We start from the raw sequence: 12925 nt of genomic DNA, 5'->3' as shown, positions 1-12925 counted from the left end.
GCGCGCCGACACGGTATTTTCCCTCGACTCTTCGCGCGCGTCTTCAGCCGTTATTGCGTGACGGCTTCGCCATTCGTCGCCGGGATCGATTGACCCTGCATGGCATCTGGATGCGGGGTCGTGGGCGCGGCTTGCGGGGGTTTCGCGCCGCTTTGCGGCGTGCCGGGCGCAGTGCCTCGCACGTATTGTTTGAAGTCGGCGCCGGCTTCCCATGGGTTCGGCTTGCAGCCCATCGAGCCGTCGCAATGCGCGGCAAAACCGATCGTTGCCGTGCCGTCCGGATTCGCGGCGCGCGTGATCTGATACGCCAACGCGCGCTTGCCGCCATCCGGGCCGACTGTCTGGATCAACGTGTCGGTCGAGGCATCGATCTTATACGTCGAATGGCCCGCCACCCACGCTTGCGCCCGTTGCCACCAGACATCGCATTGCGACTTGTTCGAACACGTCAACGGCGTGGTCGCGATCTGCATGACGTCCGGATCGACCTGCCCTTGCGTCGAACATCCAGCCGCCGCTACGCACAGCATGGCCAACAGATTTTTTTTCATCACGTTGAATCCTCCCTCTGTGGTGCGCGTCATGTAAGTTTGGACCGTGGCGTCGGTACGGTGTTTCATCTGGATCAGAGAATCGTCAGAACGCGCGCAGAATTTGCCGATGACGTTCGCGAGTCGGTCGCACATTGCGTAGACGTTACCGGCGCGAAATAAAAAAGCGGCCATGCTGGCCGCTCTTTCATCACTTCACCTGCACGCGTTATTCAGACGCTAAACCGGTTCAGCGTGTACGCTCGATAGGCCGCAACGAACGCGTCGAACGAACCGACTTCTTCCTGTTCGAGTTTGGCCTGCTCGGCGAGCGATTGCGTGGCGAGATCAGTGAATGCCTTGGTCTGCTCCGCATCCAGCGGACGCGTGCGGAAATACGCGGCGTGCGCTTCGCTTTGCTCGAGGCCGAAGGCGAGGAAGCTCTGCTGCTTCTCGCGCATGGTCTGCAGCACGCGCGCCGACGGCGTCAGCGATGCATCCGCCAGCTTCGTGCGTTGAACCGCGACGGCGCGTGCATGCGCGTCGCCGCCATGCAATGCGTCGAGCGTAGCCGCAGCCGCGTCGATCTTGACGAGCAGTTCGTTCGCCCATTCCGTCATCGCAACCGGACGGCCGTCGCGTGTCAGTTCGAGGCCCGGCTTGCGTCCTTCCATCGTGACGCGGCCGAAATTCTGGTTGGCTTCGGCGTAAGCGTCAGGCGGCAACGGCGCGCTGTCGTCGAGCGCGCAGACCAGCAGGTAGGCGTCGAGAAAGCGCGACGTCTCGAGCGAAATACCAGTCGGCTCGAACGGATCGATGTCCATGCAACGCACTTCCACGTATTGCACGCCGCGCGCGGCCAGCGCGTGCAGCGGACGCTCGCCCGGATACGTGACGCGCTTCGGACGGATCGTCGAATAGAACTCGTTTTCGATCTGCAGCACGTTCGTGTTGATCTGCACCCACTCGCCGTCGCGCTGCGTGCCGATTGCCTCGTACGCGGGATACGGCTGGCTCACGGCCTTCGCAAGCGCGTCGAGGTAGCCCGGCAGCGTGTCGTAGTCGGCGTGCAGCGCGGCTTGCGCGGTGGTGTTCGAATAGCCGAGGTCGCTCATGCGCAGACTGGTCGCGTACGGACGATAGAGCGTGTCGGCGTCGAACGTGTCGAGCGTGTGTTTGCGATCGCGGAGGAAACGACGATCCAGCGCCGGCGATGCGCCGAACAGATACATCAGCAGCCAGTTCGTGCGGCGGAAATTGCGGATCAGCGCGAGATAGCGATCGGACTGGAAGTCGACGGCATTCGCGGTGGATTGCTGGTCCGCATGAAGCAACCGCCACACTTCTTCGTTCAGCGAATAGTTGTAGTGGATGCCCGCGATGCACTGCATCGTACGGCCGTACCGAAGCGCGAGGCCGATGCGGTACACGTACTTCAGCTTGCCGATGTTCGAGCTGCCGTAGTTCGCGATCGGAATGCCGTCGTCCGTGTCGGGCAGCAGGCCCGGCATGGAGTTGTTCCACAGGATCTCGTCGCCGAGTTCCGCGTAGACAAAACGGTGGAGCGTGTCGAGCTTCTCGAGCGTGAGCGCGACGTCTTGCTCAGCCGGCGTGATCAGTTCGAGCAACGCTTCGGAATAATCCGTGGTGAGCGACGGATGCGTGAGCGCCGAACCGAGTGCGCGCGGATGCGGCGTCAACGCGAGCTTGCCCTCGTGCGTCACGCGCAGGCTTTCCTTTTCGATGCCGCGCAGGCCGCGTATCAGCGCGTCGCGCTGCGGGCCTGAAGTCAGCACGGACAGGCGGTGCGAGAACGCGTCGGTCGTGCGGGAAGGTGTCGTGTTTGGCATTGATGCGAGTCGGGCGTTGTCGGCCGCCATGTGCCGCAGCACTGCGGTTGACAACGTTCGGCGGAATTTTCAGTAGCGGGCACTTTAACATCTCGCCAGAACGGCTGCTTGAGGCCGCTTCGGCGGCTCATCGGAGCACTCCGGGCCGCCTCTTTCCTGGGCCAATCCGCCTGCCTTTTGCGCCAATTCGTCGGCCGCGCGCCACATCACTCTGCCCGTCACGCGGCTCGCGCGCGAAACGCTTTTCTTCCCAGGAGGCGCCTGCCTTCAGCCGCCACGCGCGGCGCCGACGCGGTCCGCTACTTCATTCCACAGATGCATCGCGGCGTACGCCCGCCACGGCCGCCATGTGTCGGTGCGGGTGCGTTGCTGCGTGGGCCGCACGAGCGACGGATCGCGCGCGCAGATCGACTGCATCAGCACGAGATCCCATGCGGGCCACGCGTCGGCGTCGCGCCACGCGCGCATGGCGACATACTCGACGGTCCACGGACCGATGCCGGGCAGCGCGAGCAGCGCGGCGCGCAGGCTGTCGGCGTCGGCCGTGTTGCTGTCGAGCGGCACGTCGCCGGTAGCGACCGCGCGCGCGAAGCCCTGCAACGCCGCTACACGTTTACCCGGCATGCCGATTTGCGCGAGATCCACGGCGGCCAATGCGGCGGGCGTCGGAAAGCGCCACGCGGTGTTCTCATGCGGATGCCCCTCGATGCGCTCCCCGGCGCGCTGCACGAGTCTGCCGATGATAGTGGTCGCCGCCTTCACGCTGACCTGCTGCCCGACGATCGCGCGGACCACCAACTCGAAGCCCGACCACGCGCCCGGCACACGCAAGCCAGGCACGGCTTCGACCAGCGGCGCGAGCCACGGGTCCGTGGCGAGTTCGGCGCCGATCTTCTTAGGATCGGCCTGCAGGTCGAACATCTTGGCAATCGGCACGGCGAGCGCATCCACGTGAATGCTCACGGGCCCTTCGATGCTCGCGACAAGGCAGCGCTTGCGCGGATGCAGCCGCACGCTCAGCGTGCCGCTGTCGCCGGCCCAATCGATCGCGCGACGGTACGCGCCGTCTTCCACCGCTTCGACGCCGGGCGTCGCGCGTCCGCCGAAGAAACGCAGCAGGCGCGGCCAGTCGAAGGGTGGTTTGAACGGCAATTCAAGGGTAGCAACTTCGTCAAGCGTACTCACGCGGCGTGGTCCAGTTTGGTGGTGGTTTCGGTGTCGTTGCCGACGTCTGTATGGCTGCGCCGGTTGCGTTCGCGTTCGCCTTCGCCGCGCGAAAAGTCGCCGGCGTGCTGCGCCTCGTTGTCCAATAGCGCGGCTTTGCGCGGCAAACCCCAACGATAGCCTGCCAGCGCTCCGCCCTTGGCCACCACTCGATGACAAGGAATCGCCAACGCGACCGGGTTGGTCGCGCACGCGCTGGCCACTGCGCGTACGGCGCGCGGCGAGCCGACTGTTTCGGCGATCTCCGAATAGCTGCGCGTCTCGCCGTACGGGATGCGCCGTAACGCGTCCCACACACGCTGCCGGAATGCCGTCGCGGCGATATCCAGCGGTAGATCGAAGTCCTGACGGGTGCCGCGCAGATAGGCGTCGATCTGCGCGATGAACGGCGCCAGGTGTTCGGTATCCTCCAACAGGTCGGCGTTGGCGAATTCGCCGTGCAGGTCGTCGGCGAGTATGGCTTTGTCATCGCCGAAACCGATCTTGCAGATGCCCTTCTCCGTCGCCGCGACCAGCACGTAGCCGAGCGGCGTCGGCGCGCTGGCATAGCGCACGGTGAGTCCGGCGCCCTTGCGGCGATACGCAGACGGCGCCATACCGAGTTCAGCCGAGGCGCTGTCGTACATGCGCGACGGCGAGCCGAAGCCGGCGTCGAGCGTAGCGCGGGTGACGTCCGAGCCGCTCTGGAGCGCGTCGCGCAACGCGGCGCCCCGTTGCGCGGCCTGATATTGGCGCGGCGACACACCGACCACCCGCTTGAACAGACGTTGCAGATGGAACGGGCTGACGTGCACGGCGTCACTTAATTGCGCGAGCGTGAGTCGCTCTTGCGGGTCGGCGTCCAGCGCGGCACACGCACGATTGACAATTTCCAGCTCGCGCGGCAGGCCGCCGGGCTGGCAGCGCTTGCAATCGCGAAAGCCCGCGGCGCGCGCGGCAGCGGCATCGGTGAAAAAAGCGACGTTCTCACGGCGCGGCAGGCGCGAGGCGCACGACGGGCGGCAGAACACGCCGGTCGTTTTGACGCCGTAGAAGAACGCGCCGTCGGCTTGCAATTCGCGATGCGTGACGGCTTCCCAGCGCGCATCGTCGGAAGTCCAGTTGGTGGCGCCGGAGGCGGTATCGGTAGGTTTGCGGTTCATGATGGTCCCGAAGAGACGGTGTCGATGCTCACCAATGTAGGCCGCATGCCGACACACTACGCCCCGGTTCTTGCTCTGTCATTGCGCTTCTTCGTAGGCTCGAAGCCCCGCCAGGCATCCGTTTTGAGGAAAACTGCGACAATTTGGCACGATATCGGGTTTTCCCTTAAAAAGTTATTGCGTCGCACCAGGTGCATGTGTATATTAGTACTTGTCTCCTCCATGTCTCCTCCTGATATGGATTCAGCCCGCTCCACATAGAGCGGGCTTTTTTTCGTCCATACGTGTCTGATCCGTCCCTCAAGACCTGTTTCACGACGCCGCACTCGCAGCGCCGCCCTTTCTTCTACACTGGCATTTCACCCGTTCTGCGAGCGAGCCAAGGGGCGTTCCACATGAAAATCCATATTCGCGAGATCGATCACGTTGTCATTCGGGCGACCAACGTCGAGGCCATGGCGCGTTTCTACTGCGACGTGCTCGGCTGCAGCGTCGAGAAAGAGCAGCGCGATCTGGGCCTGACACAGTTGCGCGCGGGGCGCTCGTTGATCGACCTGTTGCAGGTCGGCGGCCGGCTCGACCATGCCGAAAACGGTGTGCCGGGCACGGGGCGGAATATGGATCACGTGTGTTTGCGCATCGATCCGTTCGACGCTGAAGCGCTCAAGGCGCATCTGGCCGAACACGGCGCGCGGCTGGGTGAACTCGGTCTGCGCTACGGCGCGGACGGCTACGGACAGTCGCTGTATCTGTTCGACCCGGAAGGCAACATGGTCGAACTCAAGGGGCCACCGGAAGCGGCGCGCGTGACGTCGCTCTAAGCATTTGAAGCGGCAGGCGGCAGGCGTCAGGCGTTGGCGGGCGCCTTCAACACCGTCCATTCGATTTTCACCGCATCGGCTTCGGCGCTACCGAGCCATGCTTCGCCGTCCTGCACGGTGCATTGCAGCCGCATGGTCCGTTCGGCCAGCGAGCCGAGGGCGGTGGCGACGTCTTCGCCGAGCGTCCACACCGTCACGTTGCGCATGCGTTCCACCTTGTTGCGCACGCCCTGCCACCAGATATCCGACGTGCGGCCGCCGTAGGCGATCACGATCACCTCGTTCGAGCGACCGCTCGCCTTGGCGATGCGCCGTTCATCCGGCTGGCCGACTTCGATCCACGTTTCGATCGCGCCGGTCAGATCCTTTTGCCAGAGGTCCGGTTCGTCCACGTCCGACAAACCTTTGCAGAATTCAAGGCGTTCCTGCGCGAACAGCGCGAACGCGGCGACGCGGACCATCATCCGTTCGTCGGTTTCCGAGGGATGGCGGGCGATCGTCAGCGAATGGTCGGCGTAGTAGTGCCGGTCCATGTTGGCGATCTGCAGTTCCGCCTTGTAAATCGTCGATTTGAGAGCCATGCCGTTGCTAAACCAGGCGCTCGCTCCACCGGAGCGAACTGAAAAAGAATCGTCGACGGCGCGTTGCCGTTTTCCGTGTTTGTTGTACATCTTCTGTTCCTCCCGCGCCGCCAGCCGGCTGTCATGACCACGGGAGAAGCATTTATCGCGCCACTGTCGGTTCGAAAGCGGTGCCGTAGACCTCGCCAGCGGCTTCCCGCAAGGCTTCGAGCACGACCGAGGCCGCCGGCGAAAGCAGGTGCGACTGGCGCGTGATGATACCGAATGTATCCATCCTGCACGGTAAATCGATCGGTAATCGCTTCAGAACGCCATACTGTTGGTATTGACGCGCCACTTCGTCGGGTAAAACCGCCAACATGTCGCTTTGGAGCAGCAAGCTCGAAATCGCCAGAAAATTGTTGGTATTGACCACGTTTTGCGGCGGATTCAGCCCGATTTGCGAAAACATCAGATCGAAGCGATGGCGCAAAACGCTGCCCGGCGGATGCAAAACCCAGCTGGCGTTGACGATTGCACGCAATGTCAAACCCGTCTCATTTTCGAGATGATGGCCGGGACGCGCCACCACGCACAGCGGTTCGTCGGCGAGCGGTTCGTAGCGGACTTCGGTCTTGAACTGGTTTTGCCGCTCCAACACGCGGCCGATCATGATGTCCAACTCGCCTTCCGCCAGCCGCGGCAGCATCACGTCGGAGGTTTCGACCTCTGCCCAGATTTGCAGTTGCGGATAGCGTTCTTTCACGCTGGCGATCGCGCGCGGCACCATGGTCGCCGCGGCCGCCGCGATCACGCCGATCCGCACCTGCCCCGCCAGGCCGGCGCGCAACGCCGAAATCTCGTCGTGTGCATGACTCAGATTCGACAGCACCATGCGCGCATGACGGATCATGACCTCGCCATACAACGTGGCGTGCATGCCGTGCGGCGTGCGGTCGAACAGGCTCACTTCCAGCATTTCCTCGAGCTCTTTGAGCAGACGCGACGCGGCGGGCTGGGTCATGCCGAGCACGTCAGCGGCCCGCCGGACGTTGCCCTCCTCTTCCATCGCTGCGAGCAGCAGCAACTGCCGCGTCTTGAGCCGCGCCCGCACGAACCAGTTCGAGTAGCTACGCGTCATGGCTTGTCTCCCACCTGTTTTCTGTCGAACAGAGTGGGCGCTTTAGCGCCTTACTCTGGTCCCACGCAAAGATGCTTGCTGATAAGGCGGCTCGAAGCCACGAACCGCGCACTCTGCCAAGGCAAGGCCTCATCATGCCATATCGAAATTGATATCGGGATAGCCTAAAAAGGGATTGGAAAGTTATTGGGGCGGCTCATACCATTCGTGGACTTTCTGAGCTTCCCCACGTGGCGCCCTTCCGTCGATGAACCGCGATCCGCTCGTCCCACTCGTTGCAAGTCCGTTCCGCCACTACATCAATGGCGGATGGGAGACGGGCGCGACCACGGGCGTCTCGCTCAATCCGTCGGATCTGGACGACCCGGTCGGCGAATATGTGCGAGCCGACGTGCGGCAGACGGACATGGCCATCGAAGCGGCGCACGCGGCCTTCCGCGAGTGGTCGCTGGGTTCGGCGCAGCGTCGCGCGGATGCACTCGACGCCATCGGCAGCGAGATACTCGCGCGCCGCGACGAACTCGGCCGGCTGCTGGCGCGTGAAGTCGGCAACACGCTGGCCGAGGCCTTGGTCGAGGCGACGCGTGCCGGACAGATCTTCAAGTTGTTCGCGGCCGAAGCCTTGCAGGCTTTCGCCGAACCCGTCGCGTCGGCGCGTGCCGGCGTCGAGATCGACGTGACGCGCGAACCGCTCGGCGTGGTCGGCATCATCGCGCCGTGGAGCGCGCCGCTGGCGATTGCCGCGGCGAAGATCGGCGCCGCGCTCGCTCACGGCAACTGCGTCGTGTTCAAGCCGGCAGAATCGGTGCCGGCTTGCGCGGCGGCGCTGGGCTCGATCATCAGCCGCGCCGGTTTGCCCGCGGGCGTGTTCAATCTCGTGATGGGCAGCGGCCGGCAAGTCGGCGCGCGGATCGTCGCGCATCCGTTGACGGCGGCGATCAGCTTCACCGGCTCGGCGGAAACCGGCACACGCGTGCTGCAAGCCGCTGCCGCCCGCCAGGCGCGAGTGCAACTAGAGATGGGCGGCAAGAATCCGTTCGTGGTTTTGGCCGACGCCGATCTCGACGGCGCCGTCGAGGCCGCCTTGATCGGCGCCTATGGCTCGACGGGTCAACGCAGCACCGCGGCGGCGCGTCTGATCGTCGAACGCGCGGTGTTCGAGCCGTTCGTCGACGCATTGCAGGCGAAGCTCGCCAAACTTTCGATCGATCACGCCTTGAAGCACGGCACGGACATGGGTCCCGTGGCCAACGCCGCGCAGTTGGAGCGCAATCTCGACTACGTGCGCATCGGTCAACAGGAAGGCGCGCAATTGCTGCACGGCGGCCGGCAATTGGAGCGCGCGACGCGCGGCTACTTTTTCGAACCGGCGCTCTTCATCGGCGAATCCGAACATCGTGTCGCGCGGGAGGAAATTTTCGGCCCGCTCGCCGTCGTGCTGCGCGCGGACGACTACGACCACGCGCTGCATCTCGCGAACGACACCGCATACGGTCTGTGCGCCGGCATCTGCACGCGCTCGCTCAATCGCGCGCGGCATTTTCGCCGTCATGTGCACAGCGGTCTCGTCACGATCAATCTGCCGACCACTGCCGTCGAGCATCACGCGCCCGGCGGCGGCCGTAAGGCGTCGGCTTACGGCGCCACGGATGCCGCCTTCTGGACCGCCGTGAAAACGGCGTACGTGGCGGGCTGATGGTGATGAGACCGCTTCACTTCACCGCGCACCTTAACGCTCATCCGCGTCCCGGCTGACGCCGCCGTGCATCACCCGCTGCAACTAAACGAAATCAATGCAGCCTTTCAACTTCAGGAGACAGATATGACCAGCAAGCTTCGCCGTTTGACGCTATCCGCGATGGCGGCCGCCGCCCTCGCCGCGCCCTTTGCCGCGCAACTTTCCGCGCACGCGGATCAGCCGCTCAAAGTCGGCTTCCTCGTGAAGATGCCGGAACAGGCATGGTTCATCAACGAACAGAAAGCCGCGAGCGCGCTCGGCCAGAAGGACGGCTTTGCGGTGGTGAACATCGGTACGCCGGACGGTGAAAAAGTGCTGGCCGCGATCGACAACCTCGGCGCACAAGGTGCCAAAGGCTTCGTGATCTGCGCGCCGGACGTGCGTCTCGGACCGGCGATCCAGGCGCGGGCGAAGCGCTACAACATGAAGTTCGTCACCGTTGACGATCAACTGGTCGACTCCACCGGCAAGCCGCTGCCGAACGTGCCGCATCTGGGCATGTCCGCGTTCAAGATCGGCAATCAGGTCGGCACCGCGATCGCTGAAGAGATGAAACGCCGCGGCTGGAAGCCGGAAGAAGTCGGCGCGCTGCGCATTACGAACTACGAATTGCCGACCGCGAAACTGCGCACCGATGGCGCGACGCAATCGCTGATTGCCGGTGGCTTCAAGAAGGAAAACATTTTCGACGCCCCGCAAAAGACGACGGATGACGAAGGAGGCTTCAACGCGTCGTCGCCGGTGCTCGCGCAGCATCCGAACATCAAGAAGTGGGTGATCTTCGCGCTCAACGAGGAAAGCGTGCTGGGCGGCGTGCGCGCGACCGAGCAATTGCATATTCCGGCCGCGGACGTGATCGGTGTCGGCATCAACGGCGCGGGCGAAGCGTTCGCCGAATTCCAGAAGAAAGAACCGACGGGCTTCTACGGCACGATCGCCGTGAGCTCGACGATGCACGGCAAGGAAAGCACGGAGAACCTCGTCGAGTGGATCAAGGACGGCAAGCAGCCGCCCGCCGATACGCAGACCACCGGCAAGCTGATGGTGCGCGGCAACTGGCAGGACGTGCGTAAAGAACTCGGTATTTAAGCGCGATTCGAGTCTGCACGTTGCGGGCCGTCTCTCGCTCACGCGGGAGGGGCCCGCACAGGTTGTTCACCAGCTTGAGGTTTTTCGATGACGTCTTCACACACCGTGTCCCACACCGCTGAAGCGGCGCCCTCGCCTGCGCTCGCGTCCACCGAGCCGTATCTGCGGCTCGACGGCATCACCGTGCGCTTTCCCGGCGTGCTCGCGCTCGATCAGGTCTCGCTCGAAGTGCGGCGCGGTGAAGTGCACGGCTTGATGGGCGAAAACGGCGCCGGCAAATCGACGCTGCTCAAGGTGTTGTCCGGCGTGAATCAACCCGCGGCGGGCACCTTGTCGCTCGATGGCGTCGAACAGCAGTTCACCACGACGAAGGCCGCGATCGCCGCGGGCGTGGCGATCATCTATCAGGAATTGCATCTGGTGCCGGAACTGACGGTCGCGGAAAACCTGATGCTCGGCGCTCTGCCGAATCGTTTCGGCATACTGGACGAAAAAGCGCTGGTAGCGCGCGCCGTGCGCGAGCTGGAACGGCTCGGCGAAAAGATCGATCCATCGCAGCAAGTGAAGAATCTTTCGATCGGCCAGCGGCAAATGATCGAAATCGGCAAGGCGCTGATGCGCGACGCGCGCGTGATCGCGTTTGACGAACCGACCAGCTCACTGTCGTCGCGTGAGACGGCGCAACTGTTCCGGATCATTCGCGCGTTGAAGGCCGAGGGTCGCGCGATCATCTACGTCACGCATCGAATGGATGAAGTCTACGAGCTGTGCGATCGCGTGACCGTGTTTCGCGACGGCCGCCGCATCGATACGTTCGAAGCAGGTGAAGGACTCGATCGCGATCGCTTGATCAGTTGCATGGTGGGCCGTTCGATCGCCGACGTGTACGGCTATCGCTCGCGCGATCTCGGCGACGTGCAACTCGACGTCAAGGAATTGATGGGGCGCGGCCTGCGCGAACCGGCTTCATTCGCGGCGCGTAAAGGCGAGATCGTCGGCTTCTTTGGACTCGTCGGTGCGGGTCGCTCCGAGTTGATGAAGCTCATCTACGGCGCGGTAAAACCGGTTGCCGGCGAGATCACGCTCAAAGGCGAGCGCGTGCACTTTGCCACACCGCGCGACGCCGTGCGCGCGGGCGTGGCACTGTGTCCCGAAGATCGCAAGCAGGAAGGCATCGTCTCGATCGCCTCCGTATCGGACAACCTCAACATCAGTTGCCGCCGCCATTTCAGCCGCTTCAACGTGCTCAACGGCCGCAAGGAAGCGCAGACCGCCAAAGAGTTCATCGGCAAGCTCGCGATCAAGACGCGCAACGGCGAAACGCCGATCGGCACACTCTCCGGCGGCAATCAGCAGAAGGTGATTCTGTCGCGCTGGCTTGCCGAAGACATCGACGTGTTCCTGATGGACGAACCCACGCGCGGCATCGACGTCGGCGCGCGCAGCGAGATTTATGGGTTGCTGTACGGGCTCGCCGAAGCGGGCCGCACGGTGATCGTCGTGTCGAGCGATCTGGCCGAAGTGATCGGCGTTGCGGATCGCGTGATCGTGATGAAGGAAGGCCGCATCGTCGGCGATCTGCCCAAGGCGCAGGCCACGCCGGATGCGCTGATCAAGCTCGCCCTGCCCCGCTGACGCCGCCGCACATCCTCGACACCACGAAGGCAATTGAATCGAATCGCGCCATTGAAACGGAATACAAACCATGCATACACCCTCAACCGATTCCTCGACCCCAGCCGTCGCCTCAGCGGGCCTGAGCGCGCGTGCCGCGCGTACCTGGGACCTGATCAACAAGTCCGGCATCGTGATGGTGTTCGTGATTCTGTTCGCGGTTTTGTCGTTCACCGTGCCGGATTTTTTAAGCTCGCGAAACATCCAGGGCTTGCTGCTCTCCGTCACGCTGATCGGTTCGATCTCGGTGACGATGATGTTCGTTCTCGCGCTCGGCGAAGTGGATTTGTCGGTGGCGTCGATCGTCGCGTTCGCGGGTGTGGTGGCGTCCACGCTGATCACTGCGACGCATAGCGTGATGCTCGGCGTCGCGGCCGGCGTGCTCGCGGGTGGCGCGGTCGGACTCGTCAACGGCGTGCTGGTCGCGCGCTACAAGATCAACTCGCTGATCGTCACGCTTGCCATGATGGAAGTCGTGCGCGGCCTCGCCTACATCACCTCGAACGGCGATGCCGTGATGATCTCCGAAGAGCGTTTCTTCGACCTCGGCGGCGGCGCGTTCCTCGGCATTTCGTATCCGATCTGGAGCAACATCGTCGGCTTCGTGCTGTTCGGATTTTTGCTGAAGAAAACGGTGTTCGGCAAGAACGTGCTGGCCGTCGGCGGCAATAGCGAGGCGGCGTTGCTGGCCGGCTTGCCGGTGACGCGCATCAAGATCACAGTGTTCGTATTGCAGGGCCTCGTCACTGGGTTTGCCGGCGTGATGCTTGCGTCGCGTATGAGCCTGGGTGATCCGAAGACCTCTGTCGGCCTCGAACTCGGTGTGATCTCGGCGTGCGTGCTCGGCGGCGTCTCGCTCACGGGCGGCGTCGCGACGATTTCGGGCGTGCTGGTCGGCGTGCTGATCATGGGCTCGGTGCAGGACGCCATGAGCCTGCTGAACGTGCCGACCTTCTACCAATACCTCATTCGCGGCGGGATCCTGCTGCTGGCGGTGCTGTTCGATCAGTTCCGCCGCAGCAAACGCGTGCACTGACGCGCGCCCCCCGCCCCATGTTTGCCAACAGGAGATTTCATGGCTGATTCGAATCAGACTAAAAAGCCGCTGCGCAGCCAGGCGTGGTTCGGCCTCAAGGACCGCGACGGTTTTCTGCAT

At 63.6% G+C, this 12925-nt stretch carries 11 protein-coding genes; 5 read left to right on the top strand and 6 right to left on the bottom strand.

The genetic code is table 11. From position 1 onward, the window contains the following. Window positions 1–50: 50 nt before the first annotated feature. The 4 genes from P0D73_RS12010 to ada form a co-directional block, all read right to left on the bottom strand. Window positions 51–551 carry a hypothetical protein gene (locus tag P0D73_RS12010; protein ID WP_408284603.1) on the bottom strand — a complete coding sequence of 167 codons (501 nt, stop codon included), beginning with the start codon at window positions 549–551 and terminating at the stop codon, window positions 51–53. Window positions 552–763: 212 nt separating this feature from the next. After that, a complete protein-coding gene (gshA, locus tag P0D73_RS12005) occupies window positions 764–2380 on the bottom strand; it encodes a glutamate--cysteine ligase (RefSeq protein WP_408284601.1) in 1617 nt (538 codons plus the stop codon). Window positions 2381–2647: 267 nt separating this feature from the next. Continuing rightward, a complete protein-coding gene (locus tag P0D73_RS12000; RefSeq protein WP_408312545.1) occupies window positions 2648–3565 on the bottom strand; it encodes a DNA-3-methyladenine glycosylase family protein in 918 nt (305 codons plus the stop codon). Next, window positions 3562–4746 (bottom strand): bifunctional DNA-binding transcriptional regulator/O6-methylguanine-DNA methyltransferase Ada, encoded by a 1185-nt coding sequence (gene ada / locus P0D73_RS11995; protein ID WP_408176320.1) that lies wholly within the window; start codon window positions 4744–4746, stop codon window positions 3562–3564. The genes P0D73_RS12000 and ada overlap by 4 nt, the downstream gene beginning before the upstream one ends. Before the next feature lie 395 nt (window positions 4747–5141). Here ada and P0D73_RS11990 point away from each other — a divergent pair, with 395 nt between their 5' ends. Then, on the top strand, window positions 5142–5567 hold the full coding sequence (locus P0D73_RS11990; protein WP_408312550.1) for a VOC family protein: 426 nt from the start codon (window positions 5142–5144) through the stop codon (window positions 5565–5567). A gap of 26 nt (window positions 5568–5593) precedes the next feature. Here the strand turns inward: P0D73_RS11990 and P0D73_RS11985 are convergent, their stop codons facing one another. Together P0D73_RS11985 and P0D73_RS11980 are read right to left on the bottom strand one after the other, a co-directional pair. Continuing rightward, window positions 5594–6148: a YaeQ family protein gene (locus P0D73_RS11985; RefSeq protein WP_132376481.1), complete on the bottom strand. Its 555-nt coding sequence runs from the start codon at window positions 6146–6148 to the stop codon at window positions 5594–5596. A gap of 142 nt (window positions 6149–6290) precedes the next feature. Next, window positions 6291–7268 (bottom strand): LysR family transcriptional regulator, encoded by a 978-nt coding sequence (locus P0D73_RS11980; protein WP_408312553.1) that lies wholly within the window; start codon window positions 7266–7268, stop codon window positions 6291–6293. A gap of 247 nt (window positions 7269–7515) precedes the next feature. On the opposite strand from P0D73_RS11980, the gene P0D73_RS11975 reads away from it, so the two are divergent. The 4 genes from P0D73_RS11975 (at window position 7516) to araH (ending at window position 12805) form a co-directional block, all read left to right on the top strand. Next, entirely contained in the window at window positions 7516–8964 is a 1449-nt protein-coding gene (locus P0D73_RS11975; RefSeq protein ID WP_408431472.1) for an aldehyde dehydrogenase family protein, read from the top strand. Window positions 8965–9090: 126 nt separating this feature from the next. Continuing rightward, window positions 9091–10095 (top strand): arabinose ABC transporter substrate-binding protein, encoded by a 1005-nt coding sequence (locus P0D73_RS11970; protein ID WP_132376479.1) that lies wholly within the window; start codon window positions 9091–9093, stop codon window positions 10093–10095. An 87-nt stretch (window positions 10096–10182) separates the two neighbouring features. Then, the gene (gene araG / locus P0D73_RS11965) at window positions 10183–11730 is read left to right on the top strand and encodes an L-arabinose ABC transporter ATP-binding protein AraG (RefSeq protein WP_408176313.1); all 1548 of its coding nucleotides are present in this window, start codon (window positions 10183–10185) and stop codon (window positions 11728–11730) included. A 70-nt stretch (window positions 11731–11800) separates the two neighbouring features. After that, window positions 11801–12805 carry an L-arabinose ABC transporter permease AraH gene (gene araH, locus P0D73_RS11960; RefSeq protein ID WP_132376477.1) on the top strand — a complete coding sequence of 335 codons (1005 nt, stop codon included), beginning with the start codon at window positions 11801–11803 and terminating at the stop codon, window positions 12803–12805. Window positions 12806–12925 lie beyond the last annotated feature (120 nt).

It is taken from the genome of Paraburkholderia sp. RL18-101-BIB-B, from assembly GCF_046026985.1.
In the GTDB taxonomy this organism is placed as follows: Bacteria; Pseudomonadota; Gammaproteobacteria; order Burkholderiales; family Burkholderiaceae; genus Paraburkholderia.
Note: the sequence above shows the minus strand (reverse complement) of the source record. Positions and strands in the feature narration are given on the sequence as shown.

Bases quoted from the DNA above. Each gene is read 5' to 3' on its own strand.
- P0D73_RS12010 (WP_408284603.1), bottom strand. From the start codon at position 551: ATGAAAAAAAATCTGTTGGCCATGCTGTGCGTAGCGGCGGCTGGATGT.
- gshA (WP_408284601.1), bottom strand. From the start codon at position 2,380: ATGCCAAACACGACACCTTCCCGCACGACCGACGCGTTCTCGCACCGC.
- ada (WP_408176320.1), bottom strand. From the start codon at position 4,746: ATGAACCGCAAACCTACCGATACCGCCTCCGGCGCCACCAACTGGACT.
- P0D73_RS11990 (WP_408312550.1), top strand. From the start codon at position 5,142: ATGAAAATCCATATTCGCGAGATCGATCACGTTGTCATTCGGGCGACC.
- P0D73_RS11985 (WP_132376481.1), bottom strand. From the start codon at position 6,148: ATGGCTCTCAAATCGACGATTTACAAGGCGGAACTGCAGATCGCCAAC.
- P0D73_RS11980 (WP_408312553.1), bottom strand. From the start codon at position 7,268: ATGACGCGTAGCTACTCGAACTGGTTCGTGCGGGCGCGGCTCAAGACG.
- P0D73_RS11975 (WP_408431472.1), top strand. From the start codon at position 7,516: ATGAACCGCGATCCGCTCGTCCCACTCGTTGCAAGTCCGTTCCGCCAC.
- P0D73_RS11970 (WP_132376479.1), top strand. From the start codon at position 9,091: ATGACCAGCAAGCTTCGCCGTTTGACGCTATCCGCGATGGCGGCCGCC.
- araG (WP_408176313.1), top strand. From the start codon at position 10,183: ATGACGTCTTCACACACCGTGTCCCACACCGCTGAAGCGGCGCCCTCG.
- araH (WP_132376477.1), top strand. From the start codon at position 11,801: ATGCATACACCCTCAACCGATTCCTCGACCCCAGCCGTCGCCTCAGCG.